Source organism: Marinobacter sp. MMG032, from assembly GCF_040112695.1.
GTDB lineage: Bacteria > Pseudomonadota > Gammaproteobacteria > Pseudomonadales > Oleiphilaceae > Marinobacter > Marinobacter salsuginis.
Window position 1 is genome coordinate 1,466,874 of the sequence record NZ_CP157802.1, and the last position, 20,974, is coordinate 1,487,847.

17 protein-coding genes are annotated in these 20,974 nt (G+C 58.2%); 4 read left to right on the forward strand and 13 right to left on the reverse strand.

Features of this window, described 5'->3' with window-relative positions; translation table 11 throughout:
- The first annotated feature begins 75 nt into the window (after positions 1 to 75).
- On the forward strand, positions 76 to 1,605 hold the full coding sequence (locus ABNF92_RS06785) for a wax ester/triacylglycerol synthase family O-acyltransferase (protein WP_069185171.1): 1,530 nt from the start codon (positions 76 to 78) through the stop codon (positions 1,603 to 1,605).
- A gap of 36 nt (positions 1,606 to 1,641) precedes the next feature.
- Here ABNF92_RS06785 and ABNF92_RS06790 read toward each other — a convergent pair whose 3' ends face one another.
- Positions 1,642 to 2,247: a DUF2057 family protein gene (locus ABNF92_RS06790; RefSeq protein WP_228290100.1), complete on the reverse strand. Its 606-nt coding sequence runs from the start codon at positions 2,245 to 2,247 to the stop codon at positions 1,642 to 1,644.
- A 359-nt stretch (positions 2,248 to 2,606) separates the two neighbouring features.
- On the opposite strand from ABNF92_RS06790, the gene ABNF92_RS06795 reads away from it, so the two are divergent.
- The gene (locus ABNF92_RS06795; protein ID WP_069185170.1) at positions 2,607 to 2,810 is read left to right on the forward strand and encodes a DUF6316 family protein; all 204 of its coding nucleotides are present in this window, start codon (positions 2,607 to 2,609) and stop codon (positions 2,808 to 2,810) included.
- Between the two features lie 19 nt (positions 2,811 to 2,829).
- Here ABNF92_RS06795 and ABNF92_RS06800 read toward each other — a convergent pair whose 3' ends face one another.
- The 8 genes from ABNF92_RS06800 to glyA all read right to left on the reverse strand — a co-directional run bounded on the left by ABNF92_RS06800 (position 2,830) and on the right by glyA (position 9,455).
- Positions 2,830 to 3,357: a phosphatidylglycerophosphatase A gene (locus ABNF92_RS06800; protein WP_153634757.1), complete on the reverse strand. Its 528-nt coding sequence runs from the start codon at positions 3,355 to 3,357 to the stop codon at positions 2,830 to 2,832.
- Complete coding sequence (gene thiL / locus ABNF92_RS06805) at positions 3,354 to 4,310, reverse strand: thiamine-phosphate kinase (RefSeq protein ID WP_222466564.1); 957 nt, start codon at positions 4,308 to 4,310, stop codon at positions 3,354 to 3,356. Before thiL ends, ABNF92_RS06800 begins: the two co-directional genes overlap by 4 nt.
- 3 nt (positions 4,311 to 4,313) lie before the next feature.
- Complete coding sequence (nusB, locus tag ABNF92_RS06810; protein ID WP_069185167.1) at positions 4,314 to 4,790, reverse strand: transcription antitermination factor NusB; 477 nt, start codon at positions 4,788 to 4,790, stop codon at positions 4,314 to 4,316.
- On the reverse strand, positions 4,790 to 5,266 hold the full coding sequence (gene ribE, locus ABNF92_RS06815) for a 6,7-dimethyl-8-ribityllumazine synthase (RefSeq protein ID WP_069185166.1): 477 nt from the start codon (positions 5,264 to 5,266) through the stop codon (positions 4,790 to 4,792). The genes nusB and ribE overlap by 1 nt, the downstream gene beginning before the upstream one ends.
- Positions 5,267 to 5,313: 47 nt before the next feature.
- Positions 5,314 to 6,429, reverse strand: a complete 1,116-nt coding sequence (ribBA, locus tag ABNF92_RS06820; protein WP_069185165.1) for a bifunctional 3,4-dihydroxy-2-butanone-4-phosphate synthase/GTP cyclohydrolase II — start codon at positions 6,427 to 6,429, stop codon at positions 5,314 to 5,316.
- Between the two features lie 64 nt (positions 6,430 to 6,493).
- Complete coding sequence (gene ribD, locus ABNF92_RS06825; protein WP_153634759.1) at positions 6,494 to 7,609, reverse strand: bifunctional diaminohydroxyphosphoribosylaminopyrimidine deaminase/5-amino-6-(5-phosphoribosylamino)uracil reductase RibD; 1,116 nt, start codon at positions 7,607 to 7,609, stop codon at positions 6,494 to 6,496.
- Positions 7,606 to 8,124, reverse strand: coding sequence for a transcriptional regulator NrdR (nrdR, locus tag ABNF92_RS06830; RefSeq protein ID WP_008170769.1), 519 nt, complete (start codon positions 8,122 to 8,124; stop codon positions 7,606 to 7,608). The genes ribD and nrdR overlap by 4 nt, the downstream gene beginning before the upstream one ends.
- A gap of 77 nt (positions 8,125 to 8,201) precedes the next feature.
- Positions 8,202 to 9,455, reverse strand: a complete 1,254-nt coding sequence (glyA, locus tag ABNF92_RS06835; protein WP_349343792.1) for a serine hydroxymethyltransferase — start codon at positions 9,453 to 9,455, stop codon at positions 8,202 to 8,204.
- A gap of 375 nt (positions 9,456 to 9,830) precedes the next feature.
- Here glyA and ettA point away from each other — a divergent pair, with 375 nt between their 5' ends.
- Positions 9,831 to 11,492, forward strand: coding sequence for an energy-dependent translational throttle protein EttA (gene ettA / locus ABNF92_RS06840; protein WP_153634760.1), 1,662 nt, complete (start codon positions 9,831 to 9,833; stop codon positions 11,490 to 11,492).
- Positions 11,492 to 12,868: a DNA repair protein RadA gene (radA, locus tag ABNF92_RS06845; protein WP_069185161.1), complete on the forward strand. Its 1,377-nt coding sequence runs from the start codon at positions 11,492 to 11,494 to the stop codon at positions 12,866 to 12,868. Before ettA ends, radA begins: the two co-directional genes overlap by 1 nt.
- Positions 12,869 to 13,039: 171 nt before the next feature.
- Here radA and ABNF92_RS06850 read toward each other — a convergent pair whose 3' ends face one another.
- From ABNF92_RS06850 to gltB, 4 genes are all read right to left on the reverse strand, one after another.
- Positions 13,040 to 13,408 (reverse strand): PilZ domain-containing protein, encoded by a 369-nt coding sequence (locus ABNF92_RS06850; RefSeq protein WP_069185160.1) that lies wholly within the window; start codon positions 13,406 to 13,408, stop codon positions 13,040 to 13,042.
- A gap of 398 nt (positions 13,409 to 13,806) precedes the next feature.
- Entirely contained in the window at positions 13,807 to 14,871 is a 1,065-nt protein-coding gene (hemE, locus tag ABNF92_RS06855; protein WP_349343793.1) for a uroporphyrinogen decarboxylase, read from the reverse strand.
- Between the two features lie 125 nt (positions 14,872 to 14,996).
- Positions 14,997 to 16,415, reverse strand: a complete 1,419-nt coding sequence (locus tag ABNF92_RS06860) for an FAD-dependent oxidoreductase (protein WP_069185158.1) — start codon at positions 16,413 to 16,415, stop codon at positions 14,997 to 14,999.
- A 72-nt stretch (positions 16,416 to 16,487) separates the two neighbouring features.
- Positions 16,488 to 20,936, reverse strand: coding sequence for a glutamate synthase large subunit (gltB, locus tag ABNF92_RS06865; RefSeq protein ID WP_349343794.1), 4,449 nt, complete (start codon positions 20,934 to 20,936; stop codon positions 16,488 to 16,490).
- Between the last annotated feature and the right edge of the window lie 38 nt (positions 20,937 to 20,974).

Here is a 20,974-nt window from a genome sequence, read left to right on the forward strand (position 1 = left end):
GGCAAATGAGTCAACCGCTTGCCAGCACACTTCGTTTATACTGCAGCTGAAACCAACGCCGAAGGGAGCTCTCTGATGCGGCAACTGTCGGAACTGGATGCCTCTTTCCTGTACCTGGAATCGGAAACAACACCGATGCACATCGGCGGCATCTATCTCTTCGATGCCAGCGAGCGGGAAAAGCCACTGGCCTTCAGTACCTTTGTCGCTTACCTTAGAAGCCGCCTGCATGTCGTGCCGGTATTTCGTCAGCGCCTGAAAGAGATTCCCTTTCGCCTGGGCCGGCCTTACTGGATTGACGACCCGGATTTCAGCATTGAACGCCACCTTGCCTACGTCAATCTGGGCGAACATGGCCGTAAGGCAAGCTTGATGACCCTGGCCTCCCGGATTCTGGAAGAGCCCTTAAAGAGGGATCGCCCCCTCTGGCACATCACCTTCGTAGACGGCTTCAAACTGGACGATGAAAACACCGGCAGCGAAGGCTTTGCACTGATCGTCAAACTGCATCACGCCGCCATTGACGCCTTCAGCGGCGAAGAAATAATCGGCAAGCTTCTTGAGTACACCCCCCAGCCCAGCCCGATCGCTCCGCCGCGGCCCTGGCAGCCGAGACCTGAACCGTCCGAAGAGCGTGTAGTACTGCAGGCCGGCGCGAACATCATACGAACACCTCTGCAATTCACCTCTCTGGCCTTCAACGCCGCCGAGGCCACAGCCCGCGGTCTGATCCAGAAACAACTGCGCAAACTACCGCTACCTTTGCCGCTGTTCTCGGCCCCACACAGCCCCTTCAACCGCCAGATTACAGCAAACCGACAGATCGTTTCGGCCAGCGTGGAGCTTTCCAGATTGAAAGCGATCAAAGCATTCCTCGGTGATGTAACCCTGAACGATGTTGTTCTGGGTTTGTGTGCCGAAGCCCTGAAACGCTATCTGATCAGCGAAGGCGCCAACGCCGAAAAGTCACTGGTGGCAATGACACCGATTTCGGTGCGCTCCAACAGTTTGCGCCGGGCAACCGGGAACCAGATGTCCGCCATGCTGCTGGATCTGGCAACCAATGAAACCAATCCTGCCCACCGGATTCGACGGATTCACTGGAATGCGGTTGCCTCCGAACCTTACCGGGAGGCCATTGCCGCGGATCGGCTTACGGAGCTCCTGCCATCCACCATGCTGGCACTATCAGCGAGACTTTACTCGGAATTGCAGATTGCCCAGCGCTACCAGCCAGTATTCAACCTCCCCATCACCAACGTTCCGGGGCCGCAGGTGCCACTTTACCTACAGGGCGCACGACTGGTTCAGCAGTACAACACGGCGCCGCTGTTCGACAGCATGGGACTGGTTATTGTTGCGGTAAGCTATGAAGGAAGACTGACCCTCAATTTCACCAGCTGTCCAGACGTGGTGGCACATGGGGAGTCCCTGCAAGCTCACGTGGCTGAAAGCCTCAGCGCCATCGAATCGGCCATGCAACAGCTCGGGGCCGAGGATGCCAAAGAGCCCATTGCCGCCTCGCCAACACAGACCCTGGCGGATGATGCGATGAACGCGATGGAGGGACTTCTGAAGAAGGCCTTTAAACGCTTCCGGGCCTGAACAGGCAGGTCCGGAAACGTTCAGGCAAGGATTCGATTATTCGAAGGCCCAACGAAGAAACGCCTTCTTTTCCTCGTCACTCGCTGTTTCCCAAATGGATTTGAGCTGTTCAAGTGCATTGTCGCCGTTTGCAGGAGCGATCTCGGAAGTAGACGCCGGGATCGGCGTACGGGAGGTTGTCATCTGCTCTTTCGGATCCCAAACGGTGGAAGTCGCCACGGCTGCTCCCGCCGAAGAGACAATCTGGGCGGAAAATTCCGGCATTTCTTCTTCAGCTTCCTGGCGTGACTCCGGCTGATCGAACTTGAACCGATAAGTCTCACCGGCTGCGGCCTCGAAGCGAGCAACCTGGGGCTCGCTCTCAATCACGTGAACTTTCGATTCCCCGTTTCTGACCACAGTGCTTTTCGCCCAGATAGTCTTGTAGACAAACACAACCTCGTTTTCGCCTGGAAGCAAGGCATAGTCTAGGGCCAGGTCATCCATCAGGAAGTTGGTCATGACGCGACCGTTCACCCGGGTCACGCGGATTTCACCGGGTGTTTGCAAAGTAGCGGCGTTAGACGCGGCCGCAGGATTGCCTTCCCAGGTTTCAACGACGCTGACACTGGAAGCACATCCCACCAGAGACACTACGAGCACGGCAGCCAGCCCGGCACGCAAACAAGTTACGCCTCGACGACAGCGCTGTCCTGTGGATTGGAAAACACGGATCAGATAAGAAATGTTCATTAAGTCTCCTTGGCATGAGGATGGATATAACATCAGGCTGGCGCCAGTTTTTTAGCATTCTGACGAGTGCATCTGACAAGGGCAAGACAACGGCGGGCTTTACCACCGCATTCTGGATTTTTCACTGATGATCCCGAGTGAGACGCAACCCGTAAAATTGTAAAAAAATGTTGAATTCGCCCTGAATTGGGTTAATTTTAAACAGATCGGCAGATATTAACGCGGCGCCCGAAAAGCAAGAGCGAAAAGCGGGCAGTACAGGAGATGCCATGGACACCCAACGCAGGACCGGAGAAGAAGGGCCGGTTCCCTTTCGCAGCAGTCGATTCTTCTGCGTAGGGAGCAAATGGTACTTCACTACCCGGGAGGGGTTTGATAGTGGCCCGTTTGCTTCCCGGGAGCGAGCGGAGACAGGCCTGAAGCGGTTTCTGCACGTTGTCCGGCTGTTGCCGGAAGAGCAGCAGCTTCACTGACGGGGTCAGTGCTGGCTCGCTAGACCATTACGGGAACGAGCCACACGTCCACTGCCCACAGGCAGGCCAGGGCCATTAAACCGGCGATCACGTCGTCGACCATAATTCCCAGCCCGCCCGGCAGGTGCTGGTCCAGCCAGTTTATGGGCCAGGGTTTGGCGATGTCGAAGAGCCGGAACAGAGCGAAGGCGCCCAGAACCCCGTAAATATTGTCGGGAAACAGTCCCAGAGCAATCCACATCCCGACGAATTCATCCCAGACAATACCGCCATGGTCATGAACCTTCAGGTCTTGGGCCGTCTTTCCGCAAAGCCAGATACCTACGATAAACGCAACCAGGATCACCAGCCAATAACCCACCGGCGGTAACCAGGCGAAACCGTACCAGAGTGGTATGGCTGCCAGACTCCCCCATGTACCGGGTGCCCTCGCGGTTGCGCCGCTGCCAAACCCAAAGGCCAAAAGGTGCACGGGGTTTCGCAAAAAACCGGGTGGCAATATCACTGCCGGCGCCTCGGGCTCCGGAGCTTGACCTTCCTGACTCATGATTTACTCCTGAAATGGTCATACCCCGCTGGCACCGCTTCCAGACCGCAATCAACGCCATCGAGGTACAGGCCCGGCTCGGCAGTAACGGCCCCAATCACGGTAAGCTGGCTCTTCAGTGATTCCGGTGCAGACTCCCAGCTTTCCGGGGCAAAACAGACGCAGAGTTCGTAATCGTCCCCCGAACGCAACGCGTAGTTTAGGGCCTTGCTACCTTTGAGCCGCGAGAGCGCGGCCGAAAGAGGTACTCGATCACTCGCGATCCGGGCACCGACCCTCGATGCGGCAAGAATATGGCCGAGATCAGCCAACAAACCGTCGGAGATATCAATCGCGGCGCTGGCATACCGGCGCACCTCCCCTGCCAGATCTAGCCTTGGCCAGGGCCTATGGTAATGCTCAAGCACTGCGAGGATGTCAGCAGAAGGGGCAGGTTCAGAGAGATAGTCGAGGGCAGCCCCCGCGTTACCCAGGGTGCCCGACACGGCAATCAGATCCCCCGCACGGGCGCCTGAGCGTCGGACCCCGCCCCCCTGCTCTACAGTGCCATGCACCTGCAGGCTCAGAGTGAGCGGCCCGGAGGTTGTATCCCCGCCAGCCAATTGGAGACCGAACGCCTCGCTGGCTCGTCTCAACCCGGCAGAGAAATCTTCAAGCCACTGCTCATCCACGGCTGGCAGCGTCAGCGCAAGCGTGAAGCACTCCGGGTCGGCGCCCATGGCAGCAAGATCACTGGCTGCGACAGCGAGAGCACGCCAACCCAGGTAATCCGGGCGATAATTTCGGGGAAAATGGACACCCTCCACGAGAGCATCCACGGAAAAGACAAGATCCCGGCCAGCGGGAATCCGCTGAATCGCGCAATCATCCCCAGGCCCCAGCATCAGAGACCCGGATTCCTGCCGCTCGCCGAGCGGCAAAAAGAAGCGCCGGATCAGCTCGAACTCGCCCATCGCCTAGCGGGCGCGAGTCTCGGCAAGGCGGAGTCGGCCGCTGAGCTTGTCGAGGATGCTGTTGACGAATTTATGGCCCTCGGTGCCACCGAAGCGCTTGGCCATTTCAATGCCTTCGTTGATCACCACCTTGTAGGGCACATCAAGCCGATGCTTGAGCTCATAGGCTCCCAGACGAACAATCGCCAGTTCCACCGGGTCAACCTCGTTGATAGGACGATCAAGGAAAGGCTCGATCAGCTTGTCCAGTTCGCCCTGTTCGCGATGCACACCGCGAAGCAGATCACGGAAATACAGCAGATCGACCTTGCTCATGTCATTGTCGACCATGAACTCGGCTTCAATGTCAGAAATCGCCGTTTTGCTGAAATGACGCTGATAGAGCCCCTGCATAGCAAGGGCCCTGGCACGGCGTCGATCACCGGCTTTTGGTTGGCCGGACGCAGCCGGCTGCGGTGATGTACCTTCAGTTTCGCTCATTACTCACCCAGCTTCTTGAACAGACTGACCATTTCAAGGGCAGTGATCGCTGCTTCCGCACCCTTGTTACCAGCCTTGGTTCCGGAACGCTCGATGGCCTGTTCGATGGAATCCACCGTCAGCACCCCGAAAGTTACCGGCACATCGGTATCAAGACTGACTGCGCCGAGCCCACTGGAGGCCTCGCCAGCAACGTACTCGAAATGGGGCGTGCCACCACGGATGACCGCACCCAGGGCGATAATCGCATCATAATCATTGGTTTCTGCAACGCGCTTGACGGCCAGCGGCATTTCATAAGCCCCCGGAACACGCACAATGGTGACATCCGCATCGGAAATGCCGTGACGACGCAGGGTGTCCAGTGCACCCTCAACCAGGCTTTCCACAACAAAGCCGTTAAAACGGCCCACGACCAGCGCATAACGTCCGCTGCACTCGGTAAAATCACCTTCAATTACTCTGATATCTGCCATTGATGGCTCCTTCACGTGTCGCGGCATCAAGGCCACGACCGGGTTATTCATTCAGGGGTATAGGGAACGTACTCAACAACTTCCAGATCAAAACCGGAGATCGCCGAGAATTTGATCGGCGGACTCAAAAGACGCATCTTTCCAACACCGATATCGCGGAGAATCTGGGAACCGGTGCCTACGGTGAAGTAGACGCCCGAGCTGCCCTTGCCGGAGGAACCCTTACCCTCATCAAAGAATTCCTGTATCCGGTCTTCCAGGTTGTAACTGTCCTCGGCGCTGTTCAGGAGAACAACCACACCCTTGCCTTCCTCCGCTACTTTCTCCAGGGCGTGGTGCAGAGGCCAGCTACGGGAGTCCTTGCGGCGGGCGCCCAGAAGATCCCGCAGGGTATCGGTGATGTGAACACGAACAAACGCAGGCTCGTCGGGAGAGATATCCCCCATCAACATCGCCAGATGAGTGGCTCCCTGAATGTTGTCTCTATAGGTTCGAAGCTTGAATACGCCGTACTCGGTGTCCAGGTCGTTCTCTTCCACACACTCTACAGTGCGCTCGTTCATGGTGCGGTAATGAATCAGGTCGGCAATCGTGCCGATCTTCAGATCGTGCTCTTCGGCAAACCGCTCCAGATCTTCCCGGCGGGCCATGGAGCCGTCGTCATTCATAATCTCGCAGATCACACCCGCCGGCTCGCAACCGGCCAGTGCCGCAAGGTCACAGGATGCTTCCGTGTGCCCCGCACGGCTAAGCACGCCGCCGGGATCAGACATCAACGGGAAAATATGGCCAGGCTGGACCAGATCACTGGCCTTGGCATTTCGGGCCACCGCTGCCTGAACCGTGCGAGCCCGATCTGCCGCTGAGATACCAGTCGTCACGCCCTCTGCGGCTTCGATGGAAAGGGTAAACTTGGTCCCGAAACCGGAGGCGTTCTGCTGGACCATCAGCGGCAAACCCAATTGTTCGCAGCGGTTCCGGGTCATGGGCATACAGATCAGGCCGCGCCCAAAACGGGCCATAAAATTGATGGCCTCGGCCGTGCAATGCTCAGCAGCCATCACGAGATCGCCCTCATTCTCGCGATCCTCGTCATCCATCAGTATGACCATTTTGCCCTGACGGATATCTTCAATGATGTCTTCAATGCTGTTCAGTGCCATATGGTTTTGCACCCTTGCGGCGTTCCGGCAAGTGTTGGCTTGCAGAACGTCCTGAGTTTATGGATTACTGGCGGGCCAGGATCAAACGCTGATCCTCACCTACCTGACGTCGGTCCAGAACTTTCCATTGTACTTTATCTGCCATGGTCTCCAGCGGCAGATGTGCGGTCGGACGCCCCGTGCTGCCGAGGAAAACCGGCGCCTGGTAGAGCCAGAGTTCATCGACCAGGTTTTCGCTGATAAATGTGCCAGCCAGAGTGGGCCCCGCTTCAACCAGCAGTTCGTTGATACCAAGCTCGCCTAGCGAATCCAGCAGCTCAGCTAGGTCGATGCCGTTGTCCTTCCAGGCAACGCCGGTAAGACTGATGCCCAGCGCCGCCAGATCCTGTGCCGGCGCGGTCGCCAGTGTTGATGACGCACAGAACACCTGCACGTTACCGCCATGAAGGATCTTCGCCGAACACGGCGTGCGCGCATCCCGGTCTGCAATCACCCGAAGTGGCTGCCTGGACGGTTCCGTCGCGTCGCCAATATCCCCCAGATCTTCGCGCCGGACTGTCAGGGACGGGTCATCGGCCAGCACCGTACCCACACCTGTCAGAATCGCATCACTGATCGCTCTCAAGCGCTGAACGTCGCGACGGGCCTCTGTACCGGTTATCCACTGGCTCTCACCGGAAGCCATCGCAGTACGACCATCAAGGCTCGCGGCCATTTTCAGGCGCACCCAGGGCCGCCCGGTGTTCATCCGCTTCATGAACCCCGGATTCAGGCGCGCAGCTTCTTCCGCCAGCAAGCCTTCGGTAACCCGGACACCCGCTTCCCTGAGCATGTCCAGCCCACGACCTGACACCGACGGATTCGGATCCTTGGTTGCGGCGTACACATGAGCAATCCCGGCATCGATCAGCGCTCTGGCACAGGGCGGCGTGCGACCGAAATGGCTGCAGGGCTCCAGTGTTACGTACGCCGTCGCGCCTCGGGCGTCAGTGCCTGCCTGACTCAGAGCACGAGTCTCGGCATGGGCCTCTCCGGCGCGCTCATGCCAGCCCTCACCAAGCACCAGATCTCCCCGGGCAATGACACAGCCAACTCTGGGATTAGGATGGGTGGAGTACCGACCGCGCCAGGCAAGCTGGACAGCCCGTGCCATCATGGCCCTGTCGCGGTTCTCGATCATGCCTTGCCTTTGGGGGCGTGGTTATCCGCCAGTGCTTTGGCGACATCAACAGCAGCCTCGCCATTGCTTGCCGATAACCTCTCGATTTCTTCCTTGAACTCGTTGATATCCTGGAAGCTGCGATACACCGAAGCGAAGCGGACATAGGCAACTTTGTCCAACTGGCGCAATTCGGTCATGACCTCCTCGCCCAGCTGCATGGATTTCACTTCCCTCTCGCCGGTCGCCCGCAACCGGTATTTGATCCGGTTCAGGGCCGCATCAATCTGTTCAATGCTTACAGGCCGCTTTTCGAGCGCTTTCATCAGCCCCGCGCGCAGCTTTTCTTCATCAAACGGCTGCCGGGTGCCATCCTGCTTGACCACCCGTGGCATCACCAGTTCGGCGGACTCAAAGGTCGTAAACCGTTCCCGACAAGACAGGCATTCCCTGCGGCGACGCACCTGATCACCCTCAGCCACCAGCCGGGAGTCGATCACCTTGGTATCTGCTTCACCACAGAAGGGACAATGCATAATCAGGAACTCCGAAGAGGAAGCCGGGCCAACATGTCGGCCCGGCGGGTCATGCCTGTAGTCTAGCTATAAAACGATCAGCCGTAGACGGGGAAACGGGCGCAAAGCGCACCGACCTGCTCGCGAACACGGCTGTTGACCGCCTCGTCGTCCAGGTTATCGAGGATATCGCAGATCCAGCCGGCCAGATCACGACACTCGGACTCACCGAATCCGCGGGTTGTGATCGCCGGGGTGCCAATACGCAGACCGGAAGTGACGAACGGTGACCGGGGATCATTGGGAACCGCGTTCTTGTTCACGGTAATGTGAGCACGACCCAGCGCCGCATCAGCATCTTTACCGGTAATGTCCTGCTTGATCAGGCTGACCAGGAACAGGTGATTCTTCGTGCCACCGGAAACCACGTCGTACCCGCGATCCACAAAAACCTGGGCCATGGCAGAAGCGTTCTTAACAACCTGCTGCTGGTAGGCCTTGAACTCATCGCTCATGGCTTCCTTGAAGCACACGGCCTTGGCGGCAATCACGTGCATCAACGGACCGCCCTGGCCACCCGGGAAGACAGCAGAGTTCAGTTTTTTCTGCAGATCGGCGTCGTCGCAGGCCAGGATCAGACCACCACGGGGACCGCGCAGAGTCTTGTGCGTCGTGGTTGCAACCACGTGAGCGTGGGGAACGGGATCCGGATAAACGCCAGCGGCAACAAGACCAGCTACGTGGGCCATGTCCACAAACAGGTAGGCACCAACCTTGTCCGCAATCTCGCGAAAACGGGCAAAATCCAGCTCCTGTGAATACGCGGAGAAGCCGGCAATGATCATTTTCGGCTTGTGCTCAACAGCCAGCGCTTCCACTTCGTCGTAATCGATCAGGCCGGTTTCCGGGTTCAGGCCGTACTGCACGGCGTGGTAGATCTTGCCGGAAAAGTTCACGCTAGCCCCGTGGGTGAGGTGACCACCGTGGGCAAGGCTCATACCAAGAACAGTGTCACCGGGCTTGAGCAGGGCCATGAAGACAGCAGAGTTGGCTTGGGAACCGGAATGCGGCTGCACGTTAGCGTAGGCAGCACCAAACAGCTCCTTGGCACGCTCAATCGCCAGATCTTCGGCAATATCCACGAACTCGCAGCCGCCGTAATAGCGCTTGCCCGGATAGCCTTCCGCGTACTTGTTGGTCAGCACGCTGCCCTGGGCTTCCATCACCCGAGGGCTGGTATAGTTCTCGGATGCGATCAGCTCGATGTGAGCATCCTGGCGCTTCTCTTCCGCCTGCATGGCGTTCCAGAGTTCGTCGTCAAAGCCGGCGATTTTCATTTCACGATTAAACATGGATGCGCTGCCTCTGTGTGCTTGGCTGGCCCGGAGAGCTTTGGCACTCCGCAGCCCCCTGAAAAATTGGGCCGCTATTCTATCTTACAAAGGGGTGAAAAATCACCCTCTATACTGTCCGCAGATACCGGCATACGGCCACCTCCGGTTTCTGCTCAATTGCTATCACTGGTGCGTTTCGTTACCTTACCGGATCAATAACACGAGCTCCGATCAAGGGGGGCGGGGCTGGCCTTCCGGGATCGTCAAAATCAGGGATGATTTTGCCGAGCGTACATGGACGTATTTACAGCGTATCCCGGAAGGCCAGCCCCGCCGCCCGAGTCACCAGTATTCGAATTCACGAACCTGTTATATCAAGAGGTTTACGCCAGTATGGCCCAATACGTATACACCATGAACCGGGTGGGCAAAGTAGTCCCGCCTAAGCGCGAGATTCTGAAAGACATCTCGTTAAGCTTCTTCCCCGGCGCCAAGATCGGCGTACTGGGCCTCAACGGTGCCGGTAAATCCACCCTGCTCCGCATTATGGCGGGCGTGGACCAGGATTACATCGGTGAAGCCCGCCCGCAGCCCGGCATCAACGTGGGCTATCTGCCCCAGGAGCCGGAGCTGGACGAGGACAAAACGGTCAAGGAGATCGTCGACGAGGCGGTTTCCGGCGTTCATGACGCACTGGCCGAACTGGACCAGGTTTATGCAGCCTATGCAGAACCGGACGCCGATTTCGACGCATTGGCCAAGAAGCAGGGCGAACTGGAAGCCTACATCCAGGCTACCGACGGCCACGATATCGAACGCAAGATGGAAGTTGCGGCTGATGCACTGCGCCTTCCACCATGGGACCAGAAAGTCAGCGTCCTTTCCGGTGGTGAGCGCCGCCGGGTAGCCCTGTGCCGCCTGCTCTTGTCGGGGCCGGACATGCTGCTGCTGGACGAGCCCACCAACCACCTGGATGCCGAATCCGTGGCCTGGCTCGAGCGCTTCCTCCACGACTACGAGGGCACCGTGGTCGCCATCACCCACGACCGCTACTTCCTGGACAACGTCGCAGGCTGGATCCTGGAACTGGACCGTGGCCATGGCATTCCGTTTGAAGGCAACTACAGCCAGTGGCTGGAGAACAAGGAAAAGCGTCTGGAGATGGAATCCAAGCAGGAAGCCTCTCACCAGAAAGCCATCAAGCAGGAACTGGAGTGGGTGCGCAGCAACGCGAAAGGGCGCCAGTCGAAGAGCAAGGCTCGTCTGGCCCGCTTTGAGGAGATGAGCTCCCAGGAATTCCAGAAGCGCAACGAAACCAACGAACTCTACATTCCGCCTGGTCCACGGCTGGGCAACAAGGTGATCGAGGTGGACGGCATCAGCAAGTCCTTCGGTGACCGACTGCTGTATGAAAACGTGTCCTTCAGCGTACCGCCCGGTGCCATCGTGGGCATCATCGGCGGCAACGGTGCTGGTAAATCCACCCTGTTCAAGATGATCGCCGGTTTCGACAAACCGGATTCTGGCGACATCACCGTCGGCGAAACCGTGGAACTGGCCTACGTGGACCAGATGCGCGATCTGGACGGCAGCAAAACCGTCTGGGAGGAACTTTCCGACGGCAACGACATCATCAAGGTCGGCAACTACGAAACGCCTTCGCGAGCCTACGTTGGCCGCTTCAACTTCAAGGGCAGCGACCAGCAGAAGCGGGTTGGCGATCTGTCCGGCGGTGAGCGCAACCGTCTGCACCTGGCCAAGCTTCTGAAACAGGGCGGCAACGTGCTGCTGCTGGACGAGCCGACCAACGATCTGGACGTGGAAACCCTCCGGGCCCTGGAAGAAGCCCTGCTGAATTTCCCGGGTTCTGCCCTGGTTATCTCGCACGACCGCTGGTTCCTCGACCGTGTAGCCAGCCACATCCTGGCGTTCGAGGATGATGGCGAGGTGGTGTACTTCGAAGGCAACTTCACCGAGTACGATGAAGACTTCAAGAAGCGCAAGGGTGATTCGGCGATGCAGCCGCAGCGCATGAAGTACAAGAAGCTGGCCTGATGGCGAAAACCAAAACCGCCTACGTCTGCACCGAATGCGGTGCAGACTATTCCAAGTGGCAGGGCCAGTGCACAGCCTGCCAGGCCTGGAACACCATCAGCGAAGTTCGCGGCGTCAGCAGCAATGCCAAAGGCGCCCGCGGCGCCCGCTTTGAGGGATTCGCCGGCAGCCTTTCGGAGGTTCAGAGCCTGGACGACGTCAGCCTGGCCGAGCAGCCCCGTATCAGCTCCGGCATGCAGGAGTTCGATCGGGTTCTGGGCGGCGGGCTCGTGGAGGGCTCAGCTGTTCTGATGGGCGGCCATCCAGGTGCAGGCAAGAGCACCCTTCTACTCCAGGCGGTCTGCCATCTGGCCGCAACGGTCCCCGCCTTGTATGTGACTGGTGAGGAATCCCTGCAACAGGTCGCCATGCGCGCCAAACGCCTGGGGTTGCCCACCAAAGACCTGAAGATGCTGTCCGAAACCAGCGTCGAGCGCGTCATGCAGGTGGCCGAGGCAGAAAAGCCCCGGATTCTTGTGGTAGACAGTATTCAGGTGATGCACATGGCGGATATCGAGTCCGCCCCCGGCAGTGTTTCCCAGGTACGGGAAAGCGCTGCCTACCTGACCCGCTTCGCCAAGCAGACTGGCACCATCCTGTTCCTGGTCGGCCATGTCACCAAAGACGGCAGCCTGGCAGGCCCGAAAGTCCTGGAACATATGATCGACTGCTCGATCCTGCTGGAAGGCTCCAGCGACAGCCGTTATCGAACCCTCCGCGGGATCAAGAACCGGTTTGGTGCGGTCAATGAGCTGGGCGTATTTGCCATGCTGGAGCAGGGACTCAAAGAAGTTAAGAACCCCAGCGCAATCTTCCTGAACCGCGGCGAAGACGCGGCTCCAGGGAGCGTGGTGATGGTGGTCTGGGAAGGCACCCGCCCCATGCTGGTGGAAATCCAGGCCCTCGTGGATATGGCCCAGGGCGGCTACCCACGGCGTGTTGCCGTTGGCCTGGACCAGAACCGGCTGGCCATGCTTCTGGCCGTACTGCACCGCCATGGAGGCATGCACGTGTCCGATCAGGACGTGTTCGTAAACGTGGTTGGCGGCGTAAAGGTCAACGAAACCAGTGCCGACCTGGCACTGCTGGCCGCCATCGTCTCCTCCTTCCGAGACCGCGCCCTGCCCCAGGACCTGGTCATCTTCGGCGAAGTCGGCCTGTCTGGCGAGATCCGCCCGGTACCTAGCGGCCAGGAACGAATCTACGAAGCTGCGAAGCACGGCTTTACCCGGGCACTAGTGCCGAAATCCAATGCACCAAGGAAGGCCATCGATGGCATGAAGGTGATTCCCGTTACCAAACTGAGTGATGCGCTTACTGCCCTCGAAGAACTCTAAGCCTGAGTTTTCTGGAGTCGACGGCCAGTCTGTTATCGGTATTTCCAAAAACCGCTACGAGCACATCCATGTGCGCTTGTCCTCGGCCATCCTTGGCCTCCGACATTTTTGGAAACACCGATAACAGACTGTCCTGCAAACGAAGTTGCAAGACTCGGACGTCAAACGGCTTTAATCAATCAGATGTGCAAACTCTCTTTCCAACAGCGCTTGGTCGCCCAGGTTCAGTTCCACTAGGCGTTTAAGGTGGGTGGCGCTATCAAGATCAATGTACTGACATTTGAAGCCCAGCCGGTGCGGTTCCACGTGCCTCAACTCAACGGCCATGACAATACCAGCCTCATGGTCGTCCAAATGTACAATCACCTCACAGGGCTGCTTTAACGGGACCTGCCAACCCTCCGGCCGCTTGACCAGAACACCTTTTAGCGAAATATCCAGCACCTCCGTCGTCCAGACGGATTCCTGGCAGTGGAGTTCACAGGGCGCATCGAATTCGATTCGGTGGAACCTGCGTTTTTCGGGGGTTTTAGCGGGCAACGGGTTACTCCTGTTAACCGGTCTTGTTTTACCTGACTATAGACCGGACAGGAGATTGCATCCAGAGGAGTTTTTGAGGGAGCTTCGGTTGTCGGATGGCGGTGCGCATTGCGCGCCTAATCAGACCCACGGGACTCTCGAAAGGATATATCTCTGAGGTAAGACTCGGGCCGTGGTGGGGCCCTTTCCAAAAATGTCGGAGGCCAAGGGTGGCCGAGGACAAGCGCACATGGGTGAGGCCGAGCGTTTATGAAGCGAAGCTTCATGCGACAGCCGAACGACAGCAATCTGTGATTGCTGGCTGGACCCCGGAGGGGTGCTCGTAGCGGTTTTTGGAAAGGGCCCCATCACGGCCCAGCCAACATGATCAGCAGGCTGGAAAAAACGAACTCTAATACTCAGCGATGATACTCGGGGCTGAGTTCCACCACGGCCTCGATGAACGCCTTGGCATGCTCCGGATCGACATCCGGCGTAATCCCGTGGCCAAGATTGAAGATATGGCCAGTACCGGAACCAAAGCGCCGGAGGATATCGGCCACTTCCTGGCGAATCCGCTCAGGTGGCGCATACAGCATTGCCGGATCCATATTGCCCTGAAGGGCCACCCGGTCACCAATGCGGGCGCGGGCATTGCCAATATCCGTGGTCCAGTCGAGGCCGACGGCATCGGCACCGGAATCGGCGATAGATTCCAGCCACTGACCGCCGTTCTTGGTGAACAGAATCACCGGCACCCTGCGACCATCGTTCTCGCGAATCAGGCCGTCGACGATCTTCTTCATATAGCGAAGCGAGAATTCCTCATAGGCCCAGCTGCTCAAAACGCCACCCCAGGTATCGAAAATCTGGACAGCCTGGGCACCAGCCTTGATCTGGCCGTTGAGGTAATCAATAACCGAATCCGCCAGATGGTCCAGCAAGCGGTGCATAACCTCCGGCTGGCCGTACATGAGCTTCTTGGCCTCCCGGAAATCCTTGGAGGAGCCACCCTCAATCATGTAAGTCGCCAGGGTCCAGGGGCTGCCGGAGAAGCCGATCAGGGGAACGCTGCCGTTCAGGGCTCCGCGGATGGTGGAAACCGCGCTCATAACATAGTCCAGATCCACCTCGGCGTTAATTTTGGGCAAAGCTGCCACATCGGCCTCCGAGCGGATCGTATTCCGGAATTTCGGGCCTTCGCCGGTTTCGAAGTACAGGCCCAGACCCAATGCATCCGGAATGGTCAGGATGTCTGAAAACAGGATGGCCGCATCCAGTGGGAAGCGCTCCAGGGGCTGAAGTGTGACTTCGCAGGCCAGCGGAGTGTTCTTGCACAAGCTGAGAAAATCCCCCGCCTTGGCCCTGGTCGCACGGTACTCCGGCAGGTATCGCCCGGCCTGACGCATCATCCAGACCGGTGTGCGGTCCACGGGCTGGCGCATCAGGGCGCGCAGGAAACGATCATTCTTCAGCTCGGTCATAGAAAATCCAGCGTGTTCTGTACAAAGGGGAAAATTGGATGGAGGCCATAATACCCGGTTTGCGGGAATAAAAAAGGGCGGTTTTCCTTAGGAAACCGCCCTTCTGATCAGGATCAATCCTGCAATCAGATATCCAGGTAATCCATAATACCTTCGGCAGCCTGACGGCCTTCCCAGATAGCGGTTACGACCAGATCCGAACCGCGGACCATGTCCCCGCCGGCAAAGATTTTCTCGTTGCTGGTCTGGAACATGAACTCGGACTCTTCCGGCGCGGTTACCCGGCCCGAATCGTCGGTATTCACCTTCAGCTCATCGAACCAGTCGGCCGGGCTCGGGCGGAAACCGAAGGCGACCAGAACCGCGTCAGCAGGAATAACCTCCTCACTACCCGGGACTACTTCCGGACGGCGACGACCATTTTCATCAGGATCGCCCAGGCGAGTCTGAACCACCTTCACACCCTCAACCCGGTCTTCACCAATAATGGCGATGGGCTGACGATTGAAGAGGAACTTGACGCCCTCTTCCTTGGCATTGGCCACTTCACGGCGGGAACCCGGCATATTGGCTTCGTCCCGGCGGTAGGCACAGGTGACGCTCTCGGCCTGTTGACGGATTGAGGTGCGGTTACAGTCCATAGCCGTGTCACCACCGCCGAGAACAACAACCCGCTTACCTTTCATGTCGATGAAATCGGCTTCGTCTTTCTCAAAGCCAAGGCGGCGGTTAACGTTGGAAACCAGGAACGGCAGTGCATCGTAAACGCCCGGCAGGTTCTCACCCGGGAAGCCACCCTTCATGTAAGTGTAGGTGCCCATGCCCATGAAGACTGCGTCGTATTCGTCGATGATGTCCTGCAGTTGAACGTCCTTGCCAACCTCGGTGGATAGGCGGAATTCCACGCCCATCTCCTCGAACACCTTGCGGCGGCGGGTCATGACGGATTTTTCCAGCTTGAACTCTGGAATACCGAAGGTCAGCAGACCGCCGATCTCCGGATAGATATCGAAGACAACCGGCTTGACGCCATTGCGAACCAGCACGTCTGCGCATCCCAAACCGGCAGGGCCTGCACCAATGACGGCAACCTTCTTGTCTGTCCACTTCACTGCGGACATATCCGGTTTCCAGCCCAGGGCAAAGGCGGTGTCGGTGATGTATTTCTCGACAGAGCCGATGGTAACCGCACCATAGCCGTCGTTCAGCGTACAGGCACCCTCACAGAGACGATCCTGCGGACACACTCGACCGCAGACCTCTGGAAGGGAGTTGGTCTGATGACACAATTCGACGGCCCGCATGATATTGCCTTCGGAAACCAGCTTGAGCCAGTTCGGGATGTAATTGTGTACCGGGCACTTCCACTCGCAATAGGGGTTACCACACTCAAGACAACGGTGAGACTGGGACGCCGCACTATCTGCGGTGAAGGGGTGGTAGATTTCGCCAAATTCTTTCTTCCGCTTCTTGGCCGGGACCTTCTTGGGGTCGACCCGCCCTACTTCAACAAACTGGAAGTCGTTACTCAGTCGTTCTTTCATCTGGATGCTCTCATCAACTCAATTTCGACAAGGGCGGCAGCCAGGCCACCCGCCCCGAACCCTCTCAGCTTCTTATTCCGGGCGCGCCCGGGTGCTGGCCAGTAGACTGCGCAGGTTGGCAGCCTTGGGTTTCACCAGCCAGAAGCGGCCGATGTAGTCGTCGAAATTCTCAAGAATGTGCTCAGCCCACTCACTGCCGGTCTCGGAAATGTGCTCCCGAATCACACCACGCAGATGATTGCGGTAGGACTCCATGTCTTCACTGGAAATGCGTTGGATCTCGACCAACTCGTGGTTGTACTTGTCCACGAAGGTATTGTTGAGATCCATGACGTAGGCAAAGCCACCGGTCATCCCCGCACCGAAGTTGTGCCCGGTTGATCCGAGTACCGTCACCAGGCCGCCGGTCATGTATTCACAGCAGTGATCGCCGGCGCCTTCAACAACCGCGTGAGCGCCGGAATTACGAACCGCAAAACGCTCACCTGCGGTGCCAGCTGCGAACAGCTTGCCACCAGTTGCCCCATACAGGCAGGTGTTACCGACGATGGAGGTTTCCTGGGTCTTGAACGCGCTACCGCGGGGCGGCTTCACGACCAGCTTGCCGCCGGTCATACCCTTGCCCACGTAATCGTTGGCATCACCTTCCAGGATCAGGTTGAGACCGCCCACGTTCCACACACCAAAACTCTGGCCCGCGGTACCGGTTAGATCCAGGGTAATGGGCGCATCGACCATGCCCTGATTGCCATGCAGCTGAGCGATTTCGCCAGACAAACGGGCACCGATGGAGCGGTCACAGTTGGTGACCCGGTAGGACCAGGCGCCACCACTCTTTTCCTTGATGGCTGCAGCGGTATCCTGAACCATCTGTTCCGCCAGCTTGCCTTCGTCGAACGGATGGTTCCGCTCCACCTGGCAGGTCTGAGGCTTGTCCGCCGGAATATGGTCATTAGACAGAAGGCGACTGAGATCCAGCTTCTTCTGGCGCTCGGTATCGCCCGGCAGGCGCTCCAGAAGATCAACGCGACCAACCAGTTCTTCCAGACTGCGCACGCCCAGCTTCGACATCCACTCACGGGTTTCTTCAGCCACGAAACGGAAGAAGTTCATGGCCATTTCCACCGTGCCTTTGAAGTGCTCTTCACGGAGGTGATCATTCTGGGTAGCCACACCGGTCGCGCAGTTGTTCAGGTGGCAGATTCGGAGGTATTTACAGCCCAGAGCCACCATCGGTGTGGTACCGAAACCAAAACTCTCCGCACCCAGGATCGCACCTTTCACCACATCCAGACCGGTCTTGATACCGCCATCGGTCTGCAGGCGAATCTTGCCACGCAGATCGTTGGCCCGCAGGGCCTGTTGGGTTTCTGTCAAACCGAGCTCCCAGGGAGAGCCAGCGTAGCGGATGGACGTCAGCGGGCTTGCCGCCGTGCCGCCATCGTAACCGGAGACGGTGATCAGGTCGGCGTAGGCCTTGGCAACACCAGCTGCGATAGTACCCACACCCGGCTCGGAAACCAGCTTCACTGACACCAGGGCCTGGGGATTGACCTGCTTGAGATCAAAAATCAGCTGGGCCAGATCCTCGATAGAGTAGATATCGTGATGCGGCGGCGGCGAAATCAAGGTCACGCCGGGCACGGAATAACGCAAACGTGCAATCAGATCATTGACCTTGCCACCGGGCAGCTGGCCACCCTCACCAGGCTTCGCGCCCTGAGCCACCTTGATCTGCATGACATCAGCGCTACGCAGATACTCAGCCGTCACGCCAAAACGTCCGGAAGCCACCTGCTTGATCTTTGACCGCTTCTCGGTGCCATAGCGGGCAGGATCTTCACCGCCCTCGCCAGAGTTTGAGCGACCACCCAGTGTGTTCATGGCGACGGCCAGAGCCTCGTGGGCCTCTGGTGACAGCGCACCCAGCGACATGGCCGCGGAATCGAAGCGCGGGAAAATATTCTCGACCGGCTCAACTTCCGAGAGATCAATCGGTTTGAGGTCCTTGCGGAAGCCAAGGAGATCACGCAGGGTTGCCACCGGCCGTTCATTGACCAGACCGGCGTATTCCTTGTAGTGGCCGTAGTCGCCACTGGTTACTGCTTCTTGCAGCTTGCCGACGACATCCGGGTTGAAAGCGTGGTACTCCTGGCCGTGGACGTACTTCAGCAAGCCACCCTGGACAATCGGCTTGCGCGGCTTCCAGGCCACGGAAGCAAGTTGCTCCTGATCCTGCTGGAAGTCATAGAAGCCAGCCCCCTGGATCCGGCTGGGCACACCTTTGAAACACAGGTCAACGACCTCGTCAGCCAGCCCGATCGCCTCGAACAGCTGGGCGCCCCGGTAGGAGGTGATGGTCGAGATCCCCATTTTGGAGAGGATCTTCAGCAGCCCCTTGTTGATGCCCTTCCGGTAGTTGTTCTTGGCGTCAATCGGATCCATCAGCAATTCGCCGGTGCGGATCAGATCGTTCAGGACCTGGTAAGCGAGGTACGGATACACCGCTGTCGCACCAAAACCGAAAAGCACCGCAAAATGGTGGGGATCACGAGCCCAACCGGTTTCAACAATGATGTTGGAATCGCAGCGCAGGCCCTTCTGGACCAGGTGATGGTGAACGGCACCGGTTGCCATAAGGGCGTTGACCGGCAGCTCTCCTTCCTTCAAATCCTTGTCTGTGAGGATCAGAAGCACCTTACCATCTCGGACAGCCTGTTCAGCCTCCTCACAAACCTGGCGAATCGCCTGCTCCAGACCCTGCTCTGGGCGGTAGCTCATGGAGATCCGCGCCACCTCGAACCCGGGACGCTCGTTGTTGGCGATCTTCAGGAACTTGGCCGGTGAAAGTACCGGCGTGGTCAGGATGATTCGATCCGCATGATCGGCGGTTTCCTCGAACACGTTACGCTCGGCACCCAGACAGGTCTCCAGGGACATAACGATCGCCTCACGCAGGGGGTCGATCGCCGGGTTGGTCACCTGGGCGAACTTCTGTCGGAAATAATCCGCTACGTGGCGCACTTTGCTGGAGAGCACGGCCATCGGGGTATCGTCACCCATGGACCCAACCGCTTCCTGGCCGTTTTCTGCCAGCGGACGCAAGACCTGGTCACGCTCTTCGAAGGAGACCATGAACATTTTTTGATGCACCAGAAGCTCGTCGGAGTCCATCAGCCTGAAGTCAGGTGTGTCCTGGTTCAGCGTGGTTTCCACGCGCAAGGCGTTCTCGCGCAGCCAACGCTTGTAGGGCTGCGCGGTCTTCAGGCGCTGGTCAATGTCTTTGGTATGCAGGACTTCACCGGATTCGGTGTCGATAGCCAGCATCTGCCCCGGCCCGACACGGCCTTTGGCAACCACGTCGTCGGGCTGGTACCCGTAGGTTCCGATCTCTGAAGCCAGCGTGATGAAGTCATCTTTGGTGATAACCCACCGGGCGGGACGCAGCCCGTTTCGGTCGAGCATGCAGACCGCATAACGACCGTCCGACATCACCAGACCTGCAGGACCATCCCAGGGCTCCATGTGCATGGAGTTGTACTCATAGAACGCCCGCAACTCGGAGTCCATGCTATCGACATTCTGCCAGGCCGGCGGAATCATCATGCGAACGGCACGGAAAAGGTCTACACCACCGGCAAGCAGGACTTCCAGCATGTTGTCCATGCTTGAGGAGTCGGAACCAGTGAGATTGACCAGTGGCTGAAGGGTCTGCAGATCGGGCAGTTCCGGGGAGCTGAACTTGGCGGCCCGGGCGATGGCCCAGTTGCGGTTGCCGTCGATGGTGTTGATCTCACCATTATGAGCCAGATACCGGAACGGCTGTGCCAGCGGCCACCGGGGCATGGTGTTAGTGGAGAACCGCTGGTGGAATACACAGATAGCAGTCTCAAGATCCGGATCGCCGAGATCCTTGTAGAAGTTGGCCAGGTCCGCCGGCATCATGAGGCCCTTATAGGCCAGAGTACGGTGAGACAGGCTACAGATATAGAATTCCGGATCTTCGGCCATGTCGCTTTCAGCATGCCGGCGACCTACGAACAGACTGATTGCAAAGTCACGCTCTTCCTTGCCGGCTGGCACCACGAAAACCTGCTCAATACGGGGCAGGCAATCCAGCGCCATCGGGCCCAGGCAGCTGTCATCCACCGGCACTTCACGCCAGCCAAGGATTTCCAGACCCTGTTCGGTCAGCCGTTTTTCAATCGCTGAACGACCGGCGGCAGCCTTGTTCTCGTCGGGGTTAAGGAACACCTGGCCCACAGCAAAAAGGTCGCCTGGCTCCTTGCCAAACGCCGCCTTGGCAGCTTTCTTCAGAAAGCCATCCGGGCTCTGGATCAGCAGGCCACAACCATCGCCGGTCTTTCCGTCTGCAGCGATACCACCTCGGTGGGTCATGCAGGTCAGAGACTCGATGGCAGTTTGCAACAACTTATGACTGGCCTCGCCCTTCATGTGGGCAATCAGACCGAATCCACAGTTGTCCCTGAATTCATCGGGATGATACAAACCTGTCATCATAAGCGTTCTCTCACGTAGAAATGCTTTTCAATCAAAGA

What these genes read in the sequence shown, in the direction of transcription:
- ABNF92_RS06785 (WP_069185171.1), top strand. Translation starts at nt 76, where the DNA reads ATGCGGCAACTGTCGGAACTGGATGCCTCTTTCCTGTACCTGGAATCG.
- ABNF92_RS06795 (WP_069185170.1), top strand. Translation starts at nt 2,607, where the DNA reads ATGGACACCCAACGCAGGACCGGAGAAGAAGGGCCGGTTCCCTTTCGC.
- ABNF92_RS06800 (WP_153634757.1), bottom strand. Translation starts at nt 3,357, where the DNA reads ATGAGTCAGGAAGGTCAAGCTCCGGAGCCCGAGGCGCCGGCAGTGATA.
- thiL (WP_222466564.1), bottom strand. Translation starts at nt 4,310, where the DNA reads ATGGGCGAGTTCGAGCTGATCCGGCGCTTCTTTTTGCCGCTCGGCGAG.
- nusB (WP_069185167.1), bottom strand. Translation starts at nt 4,790, where the DNA reads ATGAGCGAAACTGAAGGTACATCACCGCAGCCGGCTGCGTCCGGCCAA.
- ribE (WP_069185166.1), bottom strand. Translation starts at nt 5,266, where the DNA reads ATGGCAGATATCAGAGTAATTGAAGGTGATTTTACCGAGTGCAGCGGA.
- ribBA (WP_069185165.1), bottom strand. Translation starts at nt 6,429, where the DNA reads ATGGCACTGAACAGCATTGAAGACATCATTGAAGATATCCGTCAGGGC.
- ribD (WP_153634759.1), bottom strand. Translation starts at nt 7,609, where the DNA reads ATGATCGAGAACCGCGACAGGGCCATGATGGCACGGGCTGTCCAGCTT.
- nrdR (WP_008170769.1), bottom strand. Translation starts at nt 8,124, where the DNA reads ATGCATTGTCCCTTCTGTGGTGAAGCAGATACCAAGGTGATCGACTCC.
- glyA (WP_349343792.1), bottom strand. Translation starts at nt 9,455, where the DNA reads ATGTTTAATCGTGAAATGAAAATCGCCGGCTTTGACGACGAACTCTGG.
- ettA (WP_153634760.1), top strand. Translation starts at nt 9,831, where the DNA reads ATGGCCCAATACGTATACACCATGAACCGGGTGGGCAAAGTAGTCCCG.
- radA (WP_069185161.1), top strand. Translation starts at nt 11,492, where the DNA reads ATGGCGAAAACCAAAACCGCCTACGTCTGCACCGAATGCGGTGCAGAC.
- hemE (WP_349343793.1), bottom strand. Translation starts at nt 14,871, where the DNA reads ATGACCGAGCTGAAGAATGATCGTTTCCTGCGCGCCCTGATGCGCCAG.
- ABNF92_RS06860 (WP_069185158.1), bottom strand. Translation starts at nt 16,415, where the DNA reads ATGAAAGAACGACTGAGTAACGACTTCCAGTTTGTTGAAGTAGGGCGG.
- gltB (WP_349343794.1), bottom strand. Translation starts at nt 20,936, where the DNA reads ATGATGACAGGTTTGTATCATCCCGATGAATTCAGGGACAACTGTGGA.